General features: G+C 44.0%; 20 protein-coding genes and 1 pseudogene. 13 read left to right on the forward strand and 8 right to left on the reverse strand.

Annotated features, from left to right (window positions below):
• Positions 1-56 precede the first annotated feature (56 nt).
• Positions 57-1,077: pseudogene (locus ACU01J_RS03980) on the reverse strand (phage integrase).
• Positions 1,074-1,790, reverse strand: a complete 717-nt coding sequence (locus tag ACU01J_RS03985) for a helix-turn-helix domain-containing protein (RefSeq protein ID WP_481084502.1) — start codon at positions 1,788-1,790, stop codon at positions 1,074-1,076. Before ACU01J_RS03985 ends, ACU01J_RS03980 begins: the two are co-directional and overlap by 4 nt.
• Positions 1,791-1,897: 107 nt before the next feature.
• On the opposite strand from ACU01J_RS03985, the gene ACU01J_RS03990 reads away from it, so the two are divergent.
• From ACU01J_RS03990 to ACU01J_RS04050, 13 genes are all read left to right on the forward strand, one after another.
• A complete protein-coding gene (locus ACU01J_RS03990) occupies positions 1,898-2,143 on the forward strand; it encodes a hypothetical protein (RefSeq protein ID WP_481084503.1) in 246 nt (81 codons plus the stop codon).
• Between the two features lie 12 nt (positions 2,144-2,155).
• Positions 2,156-2,560 carry a hypothetical protein gene (locus ACU01J_RS03995; RefSeq protein WP_481084504.1) on the forward strand — a complete coding sequence of 135 codons (405 nt, stop codon included), beginning with the start codon at positions 2,156-2,158 and terminating at the stop codon, positions 2,558-2,560.
• A 32-nt stretch (positions 2,561-2,592) separates the two neighbouring features.
• Positions 2,593-2,805, forward strand: a complete 213-nt coding sequence (locus ACU01J_RS04000) for a hypothetical protein (protein ID WP_481084505.1) — start codon at positions 2,593-2,595, stop codon at positions 2,803-2,805.
• Entirely contained in the window at positions 2,802-3,062 is a 261-nt protein-coding gene (locus ACU01J_RS04005) for a hypothetical protein (RefSeq protein WP_481084506.1), read from the forward strand. Before ACU01J_RS04000 ends, ACU01J_RS04005 begins: the two co-directional genes overlap by 4 nt.
• An 80-nt stretch (positions 3,063-3,142) precedes the next feature.
• Positions 3,143-5,788: a toprim domain-containing protein gene (locus ACU01J_RS04010; protein WP_481084507.1), complete on the forward strand. Its 2,646-nt coding sequence runs from the start codon at positions 3,143-3,145 to the stop codon at positions 5,786-5,788.
• 15 nt (positions 5,789-5,803) lie between these two features.
• Entirely contained in the window at positions 5,804-6,007 is a 204-nt protein-coding gene (locus tag ACU01J_RS04015) for an Rmf/CrpP family protein (RefSeq protein ID WP_481084508.1), read from the forward strand.
• Positions 6,008-7,085: 1,078 nt separating this feature from the next.
• On the forward strand, positions 7,086-7,253 hold the full coding sequence (locus ACU01J_RS04020) for an ogr/Delta-like zinc finger family protein (protein WP_481084509.1): 168 nt from the start codon (positions 7,086-7,088) through the stop codon (positions 7,251-7,253).
• Positions 7,237-7,524 carry an ogr/Delta-like zinc finger family protein gene (locus ACU01J_RS04025; protein ID WP_481084510.1) on the forward strand — a complete coding sequence of 96 codons (288 nt, stop codon included), beginning with the start codon at positions 7,237-7,239 and terminating at the stop codon, positions 7,522-7,524. Before ACU01J_RS04020 ends, ACU01J_RS04025 begins: the two co-directional genes overlap by 17 nt.
• Positions 7,505-8,533, forward strand: a complete 1,029-nt coding sequence (locus ACU01J_RS04030; protein WP_481084511.1) for a P2 family phage major capsid protein — start codon at positions 7,505-7,507, stop codon at positions 8,531-8,533. Before ACU01J_RS04025 ends, ACU01J_RS04030 begins: the two co-directional genes overlap by 20 nt.
• Before the next feature lie 23 nt (positions 8,534-8,556).
• Entirely contained in the window at positions 8,557-9,522 is a 966-nt protein-coding gene (locus tag ACU01J_RS04035) for a phage portal protein (RefSeq protein ID WP_481084512.1), read from the forward strand.
• A 35-nt stretch (positions 9,523-9,557) separates the two neighbouring features.
• A complete protein-coding gene (locus ACU01J_RS04040; protein ID WP_481084513.1) occupies positions 9,558-9,836 on the forward strand; it encodes a phage tail assembly protein in 279 nt (92 codons plus the stop codon).
• Positions 9,837-9,862: 26 nt separating this feature from the next.
• Positions 9,863-9,988: a GpE family phage tail protein gene (locus tag ACU01J_RS04045; protein WP_481084514.1), complete on the forward strand. Its 126-nt coding sequence runs from the start codon at positions 9,863-9,865 to the stop codon at positions 9,986-9,988.
• A gap of 31 nt (positions 9,989-10,019) precedes the next feature.
• Positions 10,020-11,837, forward strand: coding sequence for a phage tail tape measure protein (locus ACU01J_RS04050; RefSeq protein ID WP_481084515.1), 1,818 nt, complete (start codon positions 10,020-10,022; stop codon positions 11,835-11,837).
• Positions 11,838-12,030: 193 nt separating this feature from the next.
• Here ACU01J_RS04050 and ispH read toward each other — a convergent pair whose 3' ends face one another.
• From ispH to murJ, 6 genes are all read right to left on the reverse strand, one after another.
• Positions 12,031-12,996 (reverse strand): 4-hydroxy-3-methylbut-2-enyl diphosphate reductase, encoded by a 966-nt coding sequence (gene ispH / locus ACU01J_RS04055; protein ID WP_481084516.1) that lies wholly within the window; start codon positions 12,994-12,996, stop codon positions 12,031-12,033.
• Between the two features lie 24 nt (positions 12,997-13,020).
• Positions 13,021-13,452, reverse strand: coding sequence for an FKBP-type peptidyl-prolyl cis-trans isomerase (gene fkpB / locus ACU01J_RS04060; RefSeq protein ID WP_481084517.1), 432 nt, complete (start codon positions 13,450-13,452; stop codon positions 13,021-13,023).
• Between the two features lie 224 nt (positions 13,453-13,676).
• Positions 13,677-14,180 carry a signal peptidase II gene (lspA, locus tag ACU01J_RS04065; RefSeq protein WP_481084518.1) on the reverse strand — a complete coding sequence of 168 codons (504 nt, stop codon included), beginning with the start codon at positions 14,178-14,180 and terminating at the stop codon, positions 13,677-13,679.
• A gap of 232 nt (positions 14,181-14,412) precedes the next feature.
• Positions 14,413-17,250 (reverse strand): isoleucine--tRNA ligase, encoded by a 2,838-nt coding sequence (gene ileS, locus ACU01J_RS04070; RefSeq protein ID WP_481084519.1) that lies wholly within the window; start codon positions 17,248-17,250, stop codon positions 14,413-14,415.
• Positions 17,251-17,305: 55 nt separating this feature from the next.
• Positions 17,306-18,250 (reverse strand): bifunctional riboflavin kinase/FAD synthetase, encoded by a 945-nt coding sequence (gene ribF / locus ACU01J_RS04075; protein WP_053441212.1) that lies wholly within the window; start codon positions 18,248-18,250, stop codon positions 17,306-17,308.
• Between the two features lie 90 nt (positions 18,251-18,340).
• Positions 18,341-19,903 (reverse strand): murein biosynthesis integral membrane protein MurJ, encoded by a 1,563-nt coding sequence (gene murJ / locus ACU01J_RS04080; protein WP_481084520.1) that lies wholly within the window; start codon positions 19,901-19,903, stop codon positions 18,341-18,343.
• Positions 19,904-20,045 lie beyond the last annotated feature (142 nt).

Genomic DNA, 20,045 nt, shown 5'->3' on the forward strand with positions numbered 1-20,045 from the left:
GTCATTAAGGTTTATTTGTGTAATATTAATAAGTTAGCGTTTGAGTTATAGGCCTGCTAAGGTCGTAAAGGGTCAAGAGTGTGGTCATTTTGTGGATCTTTTAATTTTGCTCAGTGGGTTGAGTTTTACAGCATCAGCTAAGTGGTCCGGTGCTAAATGTGCATATGCCATTGTTTGATTAATACTGGCATGCCCTAGTATTTCTCTAAGCGTTAAAATATCCCCTCCATTCATTATAAAATGACTCGCAAAAGTATGTCGTAAAACGTGTACTTTTTGCCCTTTAGGTAAGTCGAACTCTAGCTTACAAAATAACCTAACCAGCCTTACTTGAGGATCTTCGCTGAATAGGTCACCGCCGCTTTTAGGGTAAATATCATCATATAATTGCTTACTTATAGGAACAGTTCTGGGCTTTCCGGTTTTTGTATTGGTAAACCTAATGCGATAAGGACTCAGATTACTTGATTTCAAGGTGACAGTTTCTCTCCATCTTGAGCCAGTCGCTAAGCTAATTTTAACGATGTTTAACAACTCCCAGTCCTCACTAAGGCAATCCAAAAGGATTTGAGTTTGTTCAAGTGTCAAATAGGTCATCTCCGATCTTTCAGGAGTTGGCTGTTTTAAATCTTTTAGTGGATGCGCTCCAGTAAAATCCCCTGTCTCAATCAGTACGGAGAAGACATTGCTTAAGCATGATGTCAGACGCCTAACGGTGTTTGCTTTTTGTCCTCTCGCCATGCGCTCTAATTGCCAGTTGCTAATCAAAGTTGCGTCAATGTTTTTTACAATAGGGTCACCCAATTCCCGACAGATTAGCTCCACCTTTTGACGGTAGTTAACTGCGGTTCGTTTGAGTTGACCGGACTTAATCCACCAAATATCTATAAGCTCAGAAAGACGGCGTTTATCAACTGGTAAGCCCAGCCACTCTTTATTGTGGTGCGTAGAAAGTATATGTTTTTCGTAAGCTATTGCTTCTGATTTTTTGTCAAACTTACGCCTGAATCGCTTGCCATTTCGACCAGATGGGCGAATATCTACTAGCCATTTATCACCATCTTTTTTTGTACTCATAAAACACTCTTCATCACTACCGCAGCCACTTTACCAATAACCTTGAAATCTCCTTGTATCTGATCATCTAGATAAAAATTAAGGTATTCCAAGTTGTCCGATATGACATTGTATTGTCCCTTTTTTATCTCCCATCTAAGACGCTTAATAAATACGTGCTTTCCTATTCTCACAACATAAACCCCGCTTTTTACAGGATGCTGTAATTCTCTTATATCAACCAAAACATGATCCCCATCCCCAAGAGTTGGTTCCATAGAATCGCCATGCACAATGATGATGGAGCAATCTTTTTCTCTTAAGGAGAGTTTTTCTAGGTATTGAGACGGTATATGTAAGGTGTCTATCTGATATTCGGACTCATTTAGATAACCATGACCTGCTGCTGCATAAACATCATACACAGGGACGTTTGCCCAGCCTGTCATATTATTTATAGGTAGCATGTCCGATGCATTACTTTCGGGTTTTACGTCATTCCATTCTTGTTTTAAGAGTCTCTCCTTGTCTTTTGGTAATGTGACGTACTTATCAATTAACTGCTTTTGTACTTCAGGGTGAAAGTTGGAAATATGGTATTCCATTGCTCGACCTTTGCCTGTGGCCTTTCTTTTTAACCAATTGTTATCTCTCGCTTTTTGATTGATTCCGTTCGTCGTGTTAGGTGTGCCATCAACGGACGTAATTTCAGTACTCAAAAACCATTCACACATAAAACCCTCTTAAACCCTATTGAAAAACAAATTAACGTAATGTTTAATAAACCCACTAAAACCATGATAAACCAATCACTAATTACATCTTAAGGGGTTAAAGGGTTATGTTAGGTCATAAAGCGGTCAAGTTAAACCAAAATTACGCGAGTTTTGTCACAGTTGAGAAGTATGCGGAGATGGCAGGGTTTTCCGTAGAGGCGGTCAGAATGCTTGTCAAAAAAGGAAAGTTACCAGTACTAGTTCGAGAGAGTTCTAGTGATTCACGCAGAACCTTAATAAACATGAGAGCTCTTGATCAGTTTGCTTTTGAGCAAGCTGAAAATCATCAAGACTGGAAATCAGCCATATAACAAGGGGGCTATATGCAGGCTCATGTAAATACAAACGCGGTAGTTTCTTTTGTCAGCCTAAGTCTTAGTGGTGAGAGCCTTGATAACTCGATGTTGAATATCAACATCAGAGCTATTGATAGCTCAAATTCGCAATTTGTAGGTGAGTTTTCAAAGGCAATTGCTATTGATCGAATAGGACTCTTAGGTAAATATCGCGCCGCTCTTCCTATCTCCAAACTTTCCGGTGTTGATAAAAGCAGTTCTATCAGGGAGTTTTTGGACGAGATTAATACCTGGTTATTAAAGTTTGAGCTAGGTAAAAACATTCGAGTTTGGGGTGTTGGGGATAGTGATGTTCCTTTGTTGTTGCATTTATTTGCAGAGGCTCAAGTAAGGACGTGTTTTACAGGTTGTTACCTTGAAGAAGTTATCTAAGGCCTTGTTGTAACGGAGCATAAGTAAGAAAAATGAAAACCATCCAGATTGAGTTAAAAACCGCCGACCAAGCGATTCACCTTTGTACATCGGCGGACAATTTCTTGAGTGATATTCGCACTATGTCAGCCAATGCTGATACCGAAGCATTGAGTCATTTGAGGACGTTGAAGGATATGTGGGAGCAAATTTCTGAGCGATCACTTATTGCTATTACAGATCTTGAAGAGGAGGGAGAAGCATGACTCATGCCGATTCAATCAAAAATATTTTCAATGGCTTGGTGCATAAATATCAGTTTGATTTGTGCGCAATGCAAGAAAACCAAACGCCCAATAACACGCGATATTTTATGAGTGAGAAGCACAGAGAAAGCACCACGCTAAAGCTTGATATGTTAGCGCACTTTGCTCATGACCTTGGAGAGCCTGAGCTAGCAGGGCAAATTTTACACGCTGCCGTTGAGTTGGGGTGTGAGGGTGCGCCACCCGCTCCCATGTAAAAAAGGCGTGACCTAAGCCACGCCTTTTGTCGGTTAGACATAAGCCCAACCTTCTCACAAAAACAATGTAAGTGTACCCTATGAACGCAGAGATATATAGAGACGTTTATTCAAGATTATTGACGGACTTCGACTTTAAGGAGAAGGACGAATGGCTCCAGCAAGGACGTTGCCCTAAGTGCCACAAAAAAGAGCTTTACACGCGTGCTCAATCGCCTTGGGTGCTGCGTTGTGGTCGTCTTAATAAGTGCGGTGAAGAAATTCACATTAAAGAGCTGTACCCTGATTTATTTGAGTCATTTTCGCAACGATTCCAGCCAACACCAACACAGCCAAACGCCAGTGCTGACGCATTTATAGCTAATGCCAGAGGCCTGAACATTGACAACCTAAAAGGCGCTTACGTTCAGGAAAGTTATTACGATGCTAAGCTATCCATTGGCTCTGCGACCATTCGCTTCAAGATTGCCGAAGGCGTGTATTGGGAGCGCTTGATTGATAAACCGAGTCGCTTCAACAGAAAGGCTAACTTTATCGGTGCTTATCAAGGGATGGTCTGGCAACATCCTAACTATGACTATAAGAGCGCTAAGGAAATCTGGTTAGTTGAGGGAGTATTTGACGCTATCGCACTGCTTGAAAATGGTATTGCGGCGGTCTCCCTTATGAGTTGCACCAATTACCCTGAGCAGTTTCTACAGTCATTACTTGAGACTAACCCAGATGCACTATTGGTCGTAGCCTTAGATAGTGATAAAGCAGGGCAAAAATACACGCGTAAGCTGGTTAAACGCTTAAAAGAATCACGCTGGAATGCAACAGCGGCGCAGCCTCCTTTTAAGGTGGGGCGTCACACTAAGCCGGATTGGAACGATTTGCACCAACTAGGCCGATTGACGGAGAAAGACGTTAACCAGTACTGCTATTATGGGGAGTTGCTGATTGCCAAAACCGCGACTGCTAAAGCTATGGTTATGCACAGTCAAACTCAAAAGCAAATCTTTCATTTCGACTTCGATAGCCGGCTATTTCAATTTAAGCTCGATATGGATCGATACGAAAAAGCCATGCGCAACCTTGAAGCCGCAGAAAACAATTTAACACAAGATGAATTAATCAAACGCGCCTTAACAGAGGCGAACTGCATCACCGAAATTGCGAACTGTAAGCCCACTGCGCTGTACTATCAGCAGAACGTGATCACGGATGAAAGTTGGTATTACTTTAAGATTGAATTTCCATCTGGTGAAGTGATGAAAAATACTTTTACGGGAGGCCAGCTCTCTTCAGCTTCTGAGTTTAAAAAGCGATTACTTCATGTTGCTAAAGGGGCAGTGTACACAGGAAACAGTCGCCAGCTCGATATACTGATGCTTAATCAACTCCAGCAAATAAAAACGGTAGATACGATTGATTTTATTGGCTACAGCAAAGAGCACAAAAGCTACATATTTAGGGAAGTAGCTATCAGCCAAGGCAAGCTGTCTCACGTTAATGAAGAGGACTTTTTCGAGCTTGGTAAAGTGAGCGTTAAGAGTCTTGATCAATCAGTAGCACTGAGCATTAATCCCAACCTCAAAGAGTACAACAACCAATGGCAAAACCTTGTTTGGACGGCTTTTGGTGAAAAGGGACTTATAGCTCTCTCATATTGGTTTGGTTCCTTGTTTGCTGAGCAAATACGCCAAGAGGACAAAAGCTTTCCTTTTCTAGAGATTGTTGGGGAACCTGGCTCTGGTAAAACCACATTGATCGAGTTCATGTGGAAGCTGTTTGGTCGAGAGGGTTATGAGGGTTTTGACCCTTCCAAATCCACTATTGCAGCGCGTAGTCGTAATATGTCGCAAGTCGCCAACATGCCCGTTGTTTTTATTGAGGGTGACCGCCTCAATGATGCGAAACAAAAAGGCTTTGATTGGGAAGAGACTAAACCCCTATATAACGGTCGTAGTGTTCGCTCTAGAGGAATGAAAACCGCAGGCAACCAAACCTATGAACCTCCATTTAAAGGCTCACTAGTCATTGCGCAGAATGCGTCTATTGATGCCAGTCCAGCCGTATTGGAGCGTATCATCCACCTCTACACGGACAAGCGTACCCAAAGCGACCTAACTAAAAAGGCCGCAGAGCAACTTGAGCGTTTGCCTATGGAGGCATTGTCGGGTTTCTTGGTTAAGTCAGTCATGGCGGAAGAGCATGTGCTATCAGTCTATCGTGAGCAGTTCCAGCACTATGAGAAGACCCTCGAAGCGCAAGAAGGGCTATTTCATATCCGGATCATTAAAAACCACGCTCAACTTATGGCCTTATTGGAAGCGCTGAGTGAGGTTATTCCCCTTGAGGATACATGGATGGAGTCAACCATTGCCACTATTTTGGAGCTTGCTAAAGCTCGACAGAAAGCGGTACAGGCTGACCACCCAAGTGTTCAGGAATTTTGGGAGGTGTTTGATTATCTACAGTCTAACGATTGCAGGTTAGATCATTCTCTCGATCCCAAAGTTATTGCTATCAGTTTGAATCAGCTCCAACAGGTCGCGGCGGACTGGCGGCAACCTTTGGCTCCAATAACGGAACTAAAAAAAGTACTGAAATCATGCAAACGTCACGCTTATATCGAAACTAGGACAGTAAAGAGTGCAGTCAATGCAGGATTTAATCGCTCGGGAGCTGGAGCGAAACGTCCTGAAAGTGTTTGGTGTTGGGTATTTAAAGCTGATCGCTAATATGGAGTGGAGTTTATGAGTAGGCAAGGTAAGGCGTTACTGTCAGCGCAAAAGAAAGGTTACGAAGCAGCGAGAGAAGGGTTAGCCGTTTCCGATTGCCCGTATCAAGACTTGAGAAAAGAGAACGGAAAGCTGACATGGAGCCGAGCTTTTCGCAACGCTTGGCTAGAAGGCTTCTGTCGTTTTAACGAAGATAACAATGGAAGTAGAACATGCTGATTACTTGTCCACGATGTGAAAGCAAAGTCTACCGCAGACATCGTTGTCTACATTGGCCAACGTAGACACTGCTATCTACACTCGATTGTAGTTCTCCATGACTACACTGCAGCAATGATGACAAAGCCGCCTACTAAGGCGGTTTTTTGCTACTTGGAACTTTTCACCTGTCACTTCATTCTCTACAGCACAAATACCTAATCAATGTGGTGTGCGTTACGGGTCACCGCTTGAGATATCGGGAAATGACGCTCCTAAAGCGCTGATGCTTGCCAAGCAAGAAAAAATCAATAGTAACAAGTATTTAGGTTAATTCTGTATAACTAACCATCAATAAGGCAGAAAAATCCAGTCGAGCATCGGAAAACCCTAACTTTCCTAACCATATTTAATTTAATAAGATAACTATATGATTTGTAAATAAAATAACTAACATTCAAAACCTAACTTTTTCCTAACCATTTCCTAACTGGTTAGGTTTTTGATTCCTAATTAACTATGAACTTAACTTATTGATTATTAAAGAGGTTAGGTTTCTGGTTAGGTTTGGTTAGGAAAAAACCTAACCAAAATAGTTAATTAAAATCAGTGACTTATGAATCAAAATAATGCCTAGTTAGGAAGGTTAGGTTTTTCCGATGGCGAACTGAAAAAACACTTTTATTCCCCTGCTTTGTCATTCGCGCTCAAACAGAAGTTTCCACTATTTGGCGATGTTACAGGTGGCCTCTTTTCCTCTGCGACCTTTCTACGCGTTCATCAAAACGCACAAATGCGCACGAATGCGATCCTAGCCTATTTTTATTTTTGCTCGAAAAATTCTCCTCAAGCCCTGATATCACAAGGGCTCAAAGTGAACAGGAAAAGCTCCTAAAGGCGTAAAGTTGGGGCGTTTTTTTAACAGGTGGAATTTTGGTGTGGAGGGAGGGGTGAGTCCGAACGAGAGAAAAGCGGCCTTGTTGGGTAAAAATCTGAGGGTCGCGCTCTTTCTATATCTCAAATCTAGAAAGGACTTCAATACCCAACGCGAACCGACTGGCGTTTAATAGTTTGTATTCTAGTTACGGGAAATAGAGCAATGTTAGTGACGTGCCCAGAGTGCCAATGCAAGGCGAAAGCCATCGAACGAAATGTGCAGTTAAAGGAAGGGATGGAGCTGTATTGTCAGTGTCAAAACCTAAACTGTTCAACCACATTCAGCGTTACCGTGGACGTGGTAAGGGTGAAGTATGAGCCAGAAAATTAAATGCCCCAAGTGCGGCACTGCAACAAAAGTTGTTACGTCAAGGCCAATGACTGCCGCTATGCGAGAAGCTTACATGCGCTGTACGGATCCAGATTGTGGTACGGGCGTTGTCTGTCTTATTTACCCCAATAAAGTGATTAGCAAAGGGAGCGACATTCGACCTCCCGACCAGACCGTGCAACCCAAGCTCTTTGAGCAAAGAGCGCGAATTTTAAAGAAATTAGACATAACCACCAATATCGAGGCATCTCATGCAGACAGTCACCAGTAATAAATTCAACACTTACAAAAATGAAAAACAAAAGAAGTACAACACAACCGATCAAGATGGATCTTTTTATGTTGATGAATCGCTAGCCGCTCAGGAGGTTGATAACATTCGCCAAACGGACGAGTTTCTTAGCTGCATTAACTTGGTTGTTGTCTCTCGCACTATTGATGTAGCCGTTGGTTTAGGTGGAGGAAAGTTGATGGCAGCGCGAGTGGATACTCTTCGAGGTGGAACGCGAAGACCACGAAGCATTAAACCCGAAGCTTCAATGATGTACGAGTGTCAGCAAGTCAACTTTGATTCTGCCATTTCATTTGAAACTATGGATGCTTACGCTCACCGAGATGATTTTGACGAGTGTTTAGAGCGTGAAATCCGTAAGCATAGCAATCTTGATTTAATCCGTGTTGGCTTCTTTGGTAAGGAAGCGGCGGATAATTCTGACGCCAATCAACATCCCAACGGTGAAGACGTTTCAAAAGGCTGGATTCAAGCGTTACGCGACAATCGTAAAGCCTCCATTTTAGGCAGTCTAGATCAAGACATTCAAATCGGTGAAGGCGGTCAGTACGCAAGCGTAAACGAAGCGGTATGCGCCGTAAAAGATAAAATATCAGCCAGACACCGCGATGTGAACGATTTGGTTGTTCTGCTAGGTAGTGATCTAGTGGCACATGACAACGCCAGTTTTTATCAGAAACAGATCGATCCTAAACAGCCTGTGCACCAGATTGAGCTGCGTCAAATCAAAGAATCTTACGGGGCTATGCCCGCTTTTATGCCTTCGTGCTTTCCTGCTCGCGGTATCATGGTTACAAGCCTCAATAACCTTTCTATTTATTTTGCAGATAATGCGTTCCGCCGTTCATTTGGTAAGCGTAATGATAGCTTGAACGCACTAGAAAACTTTGAATCAGCCTCACTAGCTTACGTCGTCGAACAGCTTGATAAAGCTGCTGCTATCGAATTTGAGTCTGTCAAACTTAAGAAAGGAGACGTTTGGCAATAGCCAAGCGATAACGGTATCGCACTATGATTGACATTGAATTTTCAAAGCCTGTCAGCGTAATGAATAGTGACATTCTTAGTTATTTAGAGGTGGCATTAATAGACGGTTTATATGAGCCTCCTGTAGCGCTCGATACCTTAGCAAAAGCGTTACGGGTGAATCCAATGCATTCTAGTGCGATTGAATTCAAGCGCAACACCCTGCTCTATACCGTATCAACCAATGAGCTTTTGTCACTTCGTGATCTTAAATGTTTTATTCAAGACTATTTAACGTTTGGGAATGCATATTTTCAAATCATTCGCAACTATCGCGGTCTTGGTCGTATTGTCCAAATAAAGCATATTCCGGCCTTGTATATGCGCCGTCGTGAGGACTTGGGTTACACCTACAAGCCAAAAGCGTATGACGATGAAGGGCGTATTGATTTTAAAGACGGACAAATTTACCACCTAGGGGATTATGATATTGCTCAAGAGCTTTATGGCTTGCCAAGTCATGTGAGCGGCCTGACTTCTATCTGGCTCAATGAAGATGCCACTTTGTTTCGTCGTCAGTACTTCCGCAATGGTAATCATGCGGGTTATTTGTTGTATATGAACGAGCCAACAATGACCAAAAAGCAAGAAGATGAGATCAAAAAACAGCTTCAAGCGCAAGAAGGTATGGCATTTAAAAACCTGTTTGTTAACGCAAAAGGCAAAGACACCAAAGCGCCTGAACTAAAAGCGATAGGGCAGGTTGAGGCGAAAGATGCGTTCAAGGATGTCAAGAACCAGACGATGACCGACATTCTCTCTCTACATCGAGTCCCTATAGAATTAATGAGTGTTAGACGCGAGAGCATTACGTCACTCGATCTCAACAAAGTGGACTGGTTATTTCACAAAAATGAGCTTTTACCGCTCTCTGATATTTTGATGGAGCTGAATGGCTTTGTGAATGCCTCTGTTATCACAATCAACCCTTACAAAAGTTTAGACACCTAAGCTTAACCCCAATGAAACACAATAAGGATCTAGATATGACAACCCAAACCAACAACAGCAAAGTGGTAAAACTCGCCTCTCCTATTCAAAAAGGCGACGAGACACTGACAGAAGTAGAGATCACTAAACCAAATTCAGGCCACTTAAGAGGTCTTAATCTTTATGATGTTTGTCAGGCCGACTTTGAAGCCGGACAAACCCTACTGCCACGAATTTCCGTTTTAGATGAACGTGACCTTATCAACTTGGAGCCAGAGAACTGGCCTCCACTTCTTACGGGTGTTGCTAGTTTTTTCGTGAATACGGAGCGGTAATTGAAGAAATTAGTCACGTTGAGCCGTTGTATGCAGACATTGCTTTTGTACTGCATTGGCAACCCAGCGAGATTGATAGACTCAGCTTTGAAGAGCTCTTACAGTTCCGTGAATTAGCTATTGAAAGACACAAACCAAAAGAGAGCGAATAGGCTCTCTTTTCTTTATTGGAAGGAAACTAGAATGAAAATGAACCTCTCTGTAGTCATGGGGATTGTTGACGAAGCCAGTGCACCATTGAAAGCAATGAGTGAAGAGTCAAACCATTACGCAAAAGCGATTGGCAAACTTCAAGATAAGCAAAAAGACGACACGGCAGCACTTGGTATGATTGACGTCTTTAAAGGCACAAAGAAAGCCATGGACGACAGTAGCTTGTCTATTGCAACGGCAACGGAAAAGCTAGACACATTGAAAGCAAAAGCCGCCGCTGCAACGAAGCCAAGTGCTGCTCTGACAGAGCAGATAGCAAAGCAGCAACAGCGCCTTGATAAACTCAACGTTACTCAAGATGAAAGCAAGCAGCGCCTAGTCAAGTTAGGAAAGCAACTCAAGAAAGCAGGAGTGAAAATGCACGACCTTGACGGGGAGAGCGCGCGCCTGAATCAGAGCTATAAAAAACATGGCAATGAAATCACCAAGCTCAGCAAAAAATACACCTTACTTCAAAGGGTAATGAAGCCTGTACGAGCCCTGAATAAACGCGTGAAGATGCCAAGTATAGAAGGCGTGAAAAATACCGCCTTAGCAGGGGCAGGAGCTTTGGGGGTGATTGCTGGCTTGGGTGTTGTAGTCAGTGATACCGCTCACGAGCTGGATGCTCTATCTCGTGCAGCCAAAGACGTCAAGATGCCAGTTAGCGAACTACAAGCATTAAGAATGCAAGCCAAACTAGCAGGTGCAGAATCTGAAGATATGGATGCTGCTATTAAAGAAATGATGTTGCGCTGGGGGGAAATGAAAACCCTAAAAAGCGGCGCTATGAACGATTACTTTCTTGATACAGGAAACAAGGCAGCTTATAACGACCTTATGAACGCCAAGGATGCAACCGAAGCCTACCAGGTGTTATTGAGAGAAATAGCCAAAGAAACGGATCAGGCCAAACAAAACTTTATGATTGATGAGTTTTTTGGTGGTGATAGTGAGAAAATGCTTTCCGTTTTGAAAGGGGGGATCACGGGGTATCAGGAGGCTAAACAACTTCTGGAAGAGAGTGGTGGAGCGGTGACGAAGGAAGCCACAGATAACGCCACAATGTTTGCCTCCTCGCTAAAAAAGCTCAGTGCTATTGTTGATTCTCTTAAAATTTCAGCCCTCACGCCAATTATGGTGGAGTTATCAAAAGCAATAGAAGAACTTGCCATTAACATGCGAGATATCAAATGGCGCAATGAAGCTATTGATCAGCTAAGAGGGATTGTTACGAGAACATTTGAGGCATTTAAGGCTTTGGGGAAGGGGATATTTTTTGTGGTTGATAACTTTAAGGAAATCGTTGCCATTGTAGCCCTATTAAAAATTGGTATGGTTGCGCTTAACGCTGTCATGATGGCAAACCCGATTAGCTGGATGGCAGTAGGGATTAGTGCCGCTGTGGTGGCTGTTGGTTACCTCATTAGCAAGCTGGTAGACTTTAAAAAGCTGTGGAGTGGGATCACCTCGTTCTTTTCTGATGATGAGTCTGAGAAAGTTAACGAGATGGTAAAAACCACCAAAGATCTGAAAAATAAAAATATCGAAATGGGCATCACAACCAATGAACGGATGAAAACAACAAAGCGAACAAAAGAGCCTTCTCGTTATCACGGCTATCAAATGGGAGCACTAAACTCCAACGCTCCATATAGCTATCAACCTCTTACCAATCAAACAATTCAAAGCAAGTCTGAAGTTGCGCTTACCATCAAATCAGAAAAACCAGTAACCATTGACAAGGCAGACTCTGGAAATGGAACAGACCTTAATCTTGATGTCGGGAATATGGCAGCCAGCTACTAAACAAATGAACTGAAACTAGCCCTTTATTTAAGGGCTAGTTTTAAGTTGTGGTCTATATGTGGTCATTGAGATTGAAATGTCATTGAAAAACAATTGCTTATAAGTAATATGCAGGCTCCTTTGGGAGCCTTTTCTTTTTCACAGACAATAAAAAAGCCAGCAATAGATGCTGGCTTTATGTAAGGATTAACTCTTAATCGACTTGCTTAATTTGCAACTCTTTAGGCACTTCAAAGAACATGTTCTCTTCACGGCCTTGAATCTCTTCTACTGAGCGAGTACCAACTAGATCTTTAATACGATCTAAGATTTGATTCACAAGCTCTTCTGGTGCAGAGGCACCTGCAGTAACGCCCACTTTCACTTTGCCTTCAAACCATTTCGGTTCAATATCTTCAGGACAATCTGTTAAGTAACCCGGCGTGCCAAGCTTTTCAGCTAGCTCTTTCAAGCGAGTAGAGTTGGAAGAGTTTTTAGAACCAACCACAATCACCACATCTACGTCTGCTGCCATTTCACGTACCGCATCTTGGCGGTTTTGCGTTGCGTAGCAGATATCATCTTTACGAGGGCCCTGAATATCAGGAAAGACGCGACGCAGTTCGTCAATAACGTCTGCCGTTTCATCAACGGATAGCGTAGTTTGGCTTACGTAGTGAAGATGACTTGGATCTTTCACCACGTCTTTCAGCTTAAGTACGTCTTCTGGTCTTTCTACCAAGTACATACCACCTTCATCGCTGGCGTATTGACCCATAGTACCTTCTACTTCAGGGTGACCCGCATGACCAATCAAGACCACTTCCATATGCTTGCGACTCGCACGAGCCACTTCCATATGGACCTTAGTCACGAGCGGACAAGTCGCATCAAACACAGTTAAATCACGCGCTTTAGCTTCTTTACGCACTGCCTGAGATACGCCATGAGCAGAGAAGATAACAATGTTGTCATCTGGCACTTCACTTAACTCTTCAACAAAGATAGCCCCGCGCTGCTTTAAACCTTCCACAACAAAGCGGTTATGTACCACTTCGTGGCGTACATAGATCGGCGGTTGGTACATTTCTAAAGCACGCTCAACGATGCTGATGGCACGATCTACACCGGCACAAAAACCGCGAGGGTTAGCTAACTTAATTTTCATTTCATTGCTCATGGAGTCGTTATCTTCTTTGGGCACTTATTCTACTGACAAAATCTCAACTTCAAAAGTCACATCTTGCCCAGCAAGTGGATGGTTGAAGTCGACTGTTACTGAATCACCGGCGATTTCGGTAATAATGCCTGGGATCTCCATACCATCACGGCCTGAGAACGCCATAATCGTACCCACTTCAACCTCAGCATCACCGACAAACTTTGCTCGGTCCATATGATGAATATGATCAGGATTTGGCATACCAAACGCGTCTTCAGCTTTAAGCTCAATTGCTTTTTGGTCTCCGGTTTTTAACCCCACTAAGCACTGCTCAAAGTTTTCACTTAAGCTGCCGTCGCCGATCACAAGCTTTGCTGGTTTACCCATATTGTGGGTACTGTCTGCAACCGAGCCATCTTTCATTTTAATCGTAAAATGCAAGGTTACTGCTGAATCTTGGGTAATTGTCGTCACGTTACTACTTCCTTGAAGTCATTCTAAGTTTTATAGGTGTATACCCTAAATAGTTGGAGTTGCAGCTAGGCGACAAGATAATTCAACCCTATGAGCATAGTGCGCTATGTGATTAGGGGGAATTATCGCAGTCAGCAACGCTGCAGCTTCAAATATGACGGGTATACTAAAAAGCGCTGCCCGAATCAACCGACAGCGCTTAAGGTTATTCGATCAATCACGAATTACGCTTTGGCTTCTTCTTTCTTACGAAAGCCATCAAGAATAATCATGGCTGCGCCGATACAGATGGTACTATCCGCCAGATTGAATGCAGGCCAGTGGTAATCTCCCCAGAAGAAGTCTAGATAATCGACGACAAACCCATGTACTACACGGTCAAACACATTACCTACAGCACCACCAATGATCATCGCATAAGCAATATTATTCCACTTCTCTTTTGCTGGTAGTTTGCTCATCCAGTAGGTCAGCATACCGGTTACCGCAAAGGCAATACCAGTAAACAGCCAACGCTGCCAGCCGGCTTGATCACTTAGGAAGCTAAATGCTGCGCCGTAGTTGTGCACATACAACAGATTAAAGAAAGGTAGTACTTCGATACGATTAGCCCAGCCATAACCCATGCTGTCCATCACAAACAACTTGATACCAATATCAGCAAAGAAGATAACGATCGCTAGCCAAAGCCAGCGAACACCTGATTGTTTTAATGGAATATTTGACATCCTATCCCCTAAAAATGAGCCCTAACAATGGAGCCTAAAAATAACCCCAGTATGTACTGGGGCTATAATATTTCAATAAAGTTCAACGACTAGTTGCTCTAAATTATTGATGTTGTAGCAAGGCGACAAATTTACGAGGCTCCTGAGCATAGTTTTCCTATGTAATGGAGCTGGTCCGACAATTCGGAGTAAATGCAGTCAACGCAGCTACAACGCCAAGAATAACGAGCAACTATGCGAATTTACGAACTTCACCTTCACCATCAACGTTGGTTGCACAGCGACCACAGATCTTCTCATGACCTTCGATTGTGCCTACGTCTGGAGTGTGGTGCCAACAACGGTCACATTTCTCGTTTTCAGTCGCTTTCACTTCAACAAACAGACCTTCAACGTCAGTTGCCTGTGCTGCTTCAGTCTTCTCGCTTAGAGGCTTAACTGTCGCTGCAGAGGTTAGAAGAACAAAGCGTAGCTCATCTTCTAGTTTGTTGATTTTCGCCGCTAACGCATCATCTGCGTATAGGGTTACTTCTGCTTGTAGTGAACCACCGATAGTCTTGTCTTTACGCGCATCTTCTAGCAGCTTGTTCACGCCACCACGAACCGCTTGCATCTCTGTCCAGAATTCGTTGCTTAGCTCTTCGCCTTCAGTAAGACCGAATAGACCTTCGAACCACTCACCAGTGAAGACAAACTTATCACGCTCACCTGGCATTTCGTTCCAGATTTCATCTGCAGTGAACGACATGATTGGCGCCATCCAACGAACTAGCGCTTCTACGATGTAGTAAAGCGCAGTTTGACAGCTACGTTGGGCATGACCACCCAGTTTCGCTGTGTACTGACGGTCTTTGATCACGTCTAGGTAGAATGAACCCATTTCAATCGAACAGAACTGCATTAGACGCTGTGTAACTGCGTGCGTGTTGTACTCACCGTACGCTTTAACAATCTCTTCTTGCGCAGCCAGTGCACGGCCTACAGCCCAACGATCCAGTGCCACCATTTCTTCTGCAGGAACGATGTCAGTTGCTGGGTTAAAGCCGCTTAGGTTTGCTAGGAAGAAACGTGCAGTGTTACGGATACGACGATACGCATCTGCGCTGCGCTTCAGGATTTCGTCTGATACTGCAACTTCACCGGTGTAATCTGTCGAAGCAACCCATAGACGTAGGATATCTGCGCCTAGCTTATTCGTTACATCTTTTGGCGCAACTACGTTACCGATAGATTTAGACATCTTACGACCGTGACCATCAACCACGAAGCCGTGTGTTAGTACTTGCTTGTATGGTGCTTCACCTTTCATCGCGATAGATGAGATCAGTGAAGATTGGAACCAACCACGGTGCTGGTCTGAACCTTCTAGGTATAGGTCAGCGCTTGCACCGTTGTACTCTTCACGAGCATCAACCACTGAGTAGTGAGTCACACCTGAATCGAACCATACATCTAGCGTATCAAGCACTTTCTCGTACTTATCGGCGTCTTCGCCTAGTAGGTCTGCGATTTCAACATCCCACCATGCTTGAATGCCTTTCTCTTCGACTAACTGAGCAACTTTCTCAACCAGTTCGATTGTGTTCGGATGAAGCTCTGCTGTTTCTTTATGGACGAATAGAGCAATTGGCACACCCCAAGTACGTTGACGAGAGATACACCACTCTGGACGACCTTCAACCATACCTTCGATGCGGCTTTGGCCCCACTCAGGCATCCACTCAACGCCCTTGATTGACTCGAGTGCTTTTGCACGTAGGCCAGCTTGGTCCATAGATACGAACCACTGTGGCGTTGCACGGAAGATGATAGGAGTTTTGTGTCTCCAACAATGTGGGTAGCTGTGCTCATAAGCGTGGTGGTGAAGTAACGCACCTTTCTCTTTCAGAACTTCAAGAACTGAATCGTTCGCTTTGAATACGTGCTGACCAGCAAATAGCTCTGTATCAGGAAGGTAAACACCGTTAGAACCTACTGGGTTTGCGATTTCTAGGTCGTATTTCTTACCAACCACAAAGTCTTCTTGACCATGGCCTGGTGCAGTGTGAACAACACCTGTACCTGATTCAGTCGTCACGTGATCGCCAAGGATCGCTGGAACAGTGAAGTCGTAAAATGGGTGGTTGAACTGAGTCAGTTCAAGCTCGGCACCGGTAGCAAAACCAAGGTTGTGGAAGTGCTCAATACCCGCACGATCCATTACGTCTTTCGCTAGATCAGACGCTACGATAATACGTTGCGCTGCTTGCTCACCGTTTGCTTCTACTTGGATAAGAACGTATTCCAGATCATCACGTAGACATACTGCGCGGTTTGCTGGCAGTGTCCATGGCGTAGTCGTCCAGATAACGATAGAGATATCGCCTTGGCCTTCATGACCTTCCGCTAGGTTGAATTTAGCAAGAAGCGTGGCTTCATCTGCAGCTGTGAATTTCACATCGATAGATGGCGACACTTTATCTTTGTACTCTACTTCCGCTTCTGCAAGCGCACTGCCACAGTCAGTACACCAGTGAACAGGCTTGAAGCCTTTCAGTAGGTGACCGTTGTCTGCAATTTTACCTAACGCACGGATGATGTTCGCTTCTGTTGCGAAATCCATAGTGCGGTATGGCTTATCCCACTCACCCATGATACCCAGGCGCTTGAAGCTCTCTTTTTGACCTTCAACCTGACCTGCCGCGTACTTACGACACTCTTCACGGAATTCTGCCGCAGAGATTTTTTGGCCTGGTTTGCCTTTTTTCTTTTCTACCATTAGTTCAATTGGTAGACCGTGACAGTCCCAACCAGGAATGTACGGTGCATCAAAACCAGAAAGTGTTTTGGATTTAATAATAATGTCTTTAAGAATCTTGTTTAGTGCGTGACCAATGTGGATGTCACCATTTGCGTATGGAGGGCCATCATGCAGAACGAAAGATTTTTTGCCTTTCTTCGCTTTACGGATTTCGCCGTAAAGGTCTTCTTTGTACCAACGCTTAAGCATTTCTGGCTCGCGATTCGCCAGATTGCCGCGCATCGGAAACCCTGTTTCAGGAAGGTTCAGGGTATCTTTATACTCACTCATCGATTCTTAATTCCGTTGTGTTGGGTGACAGTTAGACATTATGCCAAGCAGCGAACTAAACCGCTTGGTCTTTACGCTGACGCAGCCACACCCTTGCTGCTTCAGCATCCAATTCAATTTGTTGTTTTAAAGCTTCGAATGACTCAAATTTATGCTCATCTCGAATCTTATCTAAAAGTACAATTTCTAGCTGTTTACCATATAAATTGGCTTTAAAGTCGAATAGATGTACTTCTAGTTGTTGGCGAACCCCATTTACGGTTGGTCGATTACCAATGTTCGCCACGCCCCCGATGGGTTGTTCACCAAGGCCAAGAGCCTCAACGGTATAAACACCAGAGACAGGAGATACGCAACGCTTTAGGGGAATATTCGCCGTAGGAAAGCCGATCGTACGACCTAATTTACGACCATGTGATACACGGCCGCTAATACTATAATCTCGCCCTAGCATTTCTGCCGCGGCGTCAAGCTTATCTTTCGCTAACGCTTTACGAATGGCAGTGCTGCTGACTCGCAGTTGTTCCAAACGAAAACTTTGAGTACTTACGACTTCAAAACCATACTGTTTGCCCGCTTTTTGCAACATTGCAAAGTTGCCTTCCCGGCCACGGCCAAAGCAAAAGTCATCACCTACGACGAGAAACTTAACACCCAAACGCTTCACCAACAAGTCACTAATAAATTCATCAGCGCTTTGGTTAGCAAACCTATGGTTAAAATTAACACAAAGCAGCCTTTCAATATTGAGCTTACTCAACTGAACATATTTATCTCTTAAGCGAGTTAAACGTGCTGGCGCTTTATCTTTAGCGAACAGTTCCAAAGGCTGAGGGTCAAAGGTCATCACCGTTGACGGCAAACCTAATACGCTTGCCTGTTCAGATACTTGGCGTAATACTTCTTGGTGGCCTAAATGCACACCATCGAAGTTTCCGATCGTCAATACACACCCTTGATGATGTGATTTGATGTTATGAATGCCTCGGATCAATTCCATTGGAAACCGCTAAAAACCTATCTTTGTATTAATTACTCTTCGAAAAAGAGTCATGTTGCGTAAAACTGACGGATTATATACTAATCAGGTTCACTCTGTCGCTGCTTTTAAGTCTTTTAACCGAACACCTAAAAGTAGTAAGGTCGCAAGATAAGCTGCTGCGCCTAATCCAATCAACAGCACCAGTCCCGTCACCCGCTCGATAAAGCTCCAAGTCAGCCAAACAGACATATCTTCTAATTGCCACAATATAGCAGCGACCATTAAGCCACCAGCAATCACTAATTTGGTAATAAACAAGACAGTTCTACGCGTTAGCTTGTACACCCCAGAAAGGTGCAACCCACGATAGAGCAATGACATATTGACGAATGCCGACAGCGCAGTCGCGATCGCAAGTCCCACATAACCATAGAACCAAGCAAAAATAGCATTGAACACCATATTAGTGACCATGGCGATAATGCCGTACTTAACTGGAGTTTTGGTGTCTTGTCGAGAGTAATACCCCGGCGCTAATACTTTGATCAGCATGAAGTTTAATAGTCCAGATGCGTACGCAACCAAAGACATCGATGCAAACTGAACATCTTGCGGGCTAAATTCACCACGCATAAATAGCACCATCAGCATAGGTTTAGCGAGAACCATCAACCCCAACATCGCCGGAATACCAAGCAACGTCACCATACGTACGCCCCAGTCCATAGTCTGGGCGAAACCATCACTTTGCGCGTCAACGTGTTTACGCGACAACGCAGGAAGGATCACCGTCGCAATCGCAATGCCGAACAGACCCAGAGGGAACTCCAATAAGCGGTCTGAGTAGTAAAGCCAACTGATTGAGCCTGTTTGTAGGAAACTGGCAATAAAGGTGTCAAACAAAAGGTTAATTTGACTCACTGACACACCAAACAGGGCTGGAATCATTAGAGTGCGGATTTTTACAACGCCAGGATCACGCCACCCCCACTTTGGCCTAACCATGACGCCTGCTTTTATAAGGAAAGGAATTTGGAACAAGAACTGCACAAGGCCGCCAAGGAACACACCGATAGAGAGACCGATTTCTGGTTGGTCTAACTGAGGCGCGATATACCATGCCGACAAGATGATCATGACATTAAGGAAGACAGGCGTAAAAGAAGAGACCGCAAACTTGCCCATGGTATTGAGAATCGCCCCCGATAGAGCGACAAAGGTAATGAACCACAAATACGGGAAAGTAATTTTGAGCATAAAACTCGCGAGCTCAAATTTTTCCGCTGAAGGGCCGCCATTCATCCAGTCAAGGAACCAACCGAAACCGAACAGCGCAGTCACCACACCCGAGCCTAAGACGCCAAGTAAGGTAACAATAGAGACAATCACCCCAAGGGTACCCGCCGCTCTAGCGATCAGCTCACGGGTTTTGTCCATGTCCCCGGCCGCATGGCTCTCAGTCAATACTGGAACAAAGGCTTGTGAAAATGCCCCTTCTGCAAATAAACGACGCAGAAAGTTAGGAATTTTGTTAGCAAAGAAGAAGACATCAGCGCTCGCCCCTGCCCCCATTAAATTGGCAACAACTACGTCTCGCACTAAGCCTAAAACGCGAGAAATCAATGTCATGGCACTTACAATCATGCCTGACTTGAGTAGACGTTTACTCACAATAACCTCGGGATTTAAAAATTTTGCCTTACTTTACACTAGGAATGTCATAACCAGAGCAGATTAGTATTAGCATTGAAAAAAAAATACTGTTAGAATCCCCGCCATCTTAACCGTGAAGACCTTTCATTCCAAAATTTGT

The sequence above is a fragment of the Vibrio sp. 2433-A1 genome (assembly GCF_056726085.1).

Coding starts and splice junctions, on each gene's coding strand:
- ACU01J_RS03985 (WP_481084502.1), bottom strand. CDS start 1,790: ATGTGTGAATGGTTTTTGAGTACTGAAATTACGTCCGTTGATGGCACA.
- ACU01J_RS03990 (WP_481084503.1), top strand. CDS start 1,898: ATGTTAGGTCATAAAGCGGTCAAGTTAAACCAAAATTACGCGAGTTTT.
- ACU01J_RS03995 (WP_481084504.1), top strand. CDS start 2,156: ATGCAGGCTCATGTAAATACAAACGCGGTAGTTTCTTTTGTCAGCCTA.
- ACU01J_RS04000 (WP_481084505.1), top strand. CDS start 2,593: ATGAAAACCATCCAGATTGAGTTAAAAACCGCCGACCAAGCGATTCAC.
- ACU01J_RS04005 (WP_481084506.1), top strand. CDS start 2,802: ATGACTCATGCCGATTCAATCAAAAATATTTTCAATGGCTTGGTGCAT.
- ACU01J_RS04010 (WP_481084507.1), top strand. CDS start 3,143: ATGAACGCAGAGATATATAGAGACGTTTATTCAAGATTATTGACGGAC.
- ACU01J_RS04015 (WP_481084508.1), top strand. CDS start 5,804: ATGAGTAGGCAAGGTAAGGCGTTACTGTCAGCGCAAAAGAAAGGTTAC.
- ACU01J_RS04020 (WP_481084509.1), top strand. CDS start 7,086: ATGTTAGTGACGTGCCCAGAGTGCCAATGCAAGGCGAAAGCCATCGAA.
- ACU01J_RS04025 (WP_481084510.1), top strand. CDS start 7,237: ATGAGCCAGAAAATTAAATGCCCCAAGTGCGGCACTGCAACAAAAGTT.
- ACU01J_RS04030 (WP_481084511.1), top strand. CDS start 7,505: ATGCAGACAGTCACCAGTAATAAATTCAACACTTACAAAAATGAAAAA.
- ACU01J_RS04035 (WP_481084512.1), top strand. CDS start 8,557: ATGATTGACATTGAATTTTCAAAGCCTGTCAGCGTAATGAATAGTGAC.
- ACU01J_RS04040 (WP_481084513.1), top strand. CDS start 9,558: ATGACAACCCAAACCAACAACAGCAAAGTGGTAAAACTCGCCTCTCCT.
- ACU01J_RS04050 (WP_481084515.1), top strand. CDS start 10,020: ATGAAAATGAACCTCTCTGTAGTCATGGGGATTGTTGACGAAGCCAGT.
- ispH (WP_481084516.1), bottom strand. CDS start 12,996: ATGAGCAATGAAATGAAAATTAAGTTAGCTAACCCTCGCGGTTTTTGT.
- lspA (WP_481084518.1), bottom strand. CDS start 14,180: ATGTCAAATATTCCATTAAAACAATCAGGTGTTCGCTGGCTTTGGCTA.
- ileS (WP_481084519.1), bottom strand. CDS start 17,250: ATGAGTGAGTATAAAGATACCCTGAACCTTCCTGAAACAGGGTTTCCG.
- ribF (WP_053441212.1), bottom strand. CDS start 18,250: ATGGAATTGATCCGAGGCATTCATAACATCAAATCACATCATCAAGGG.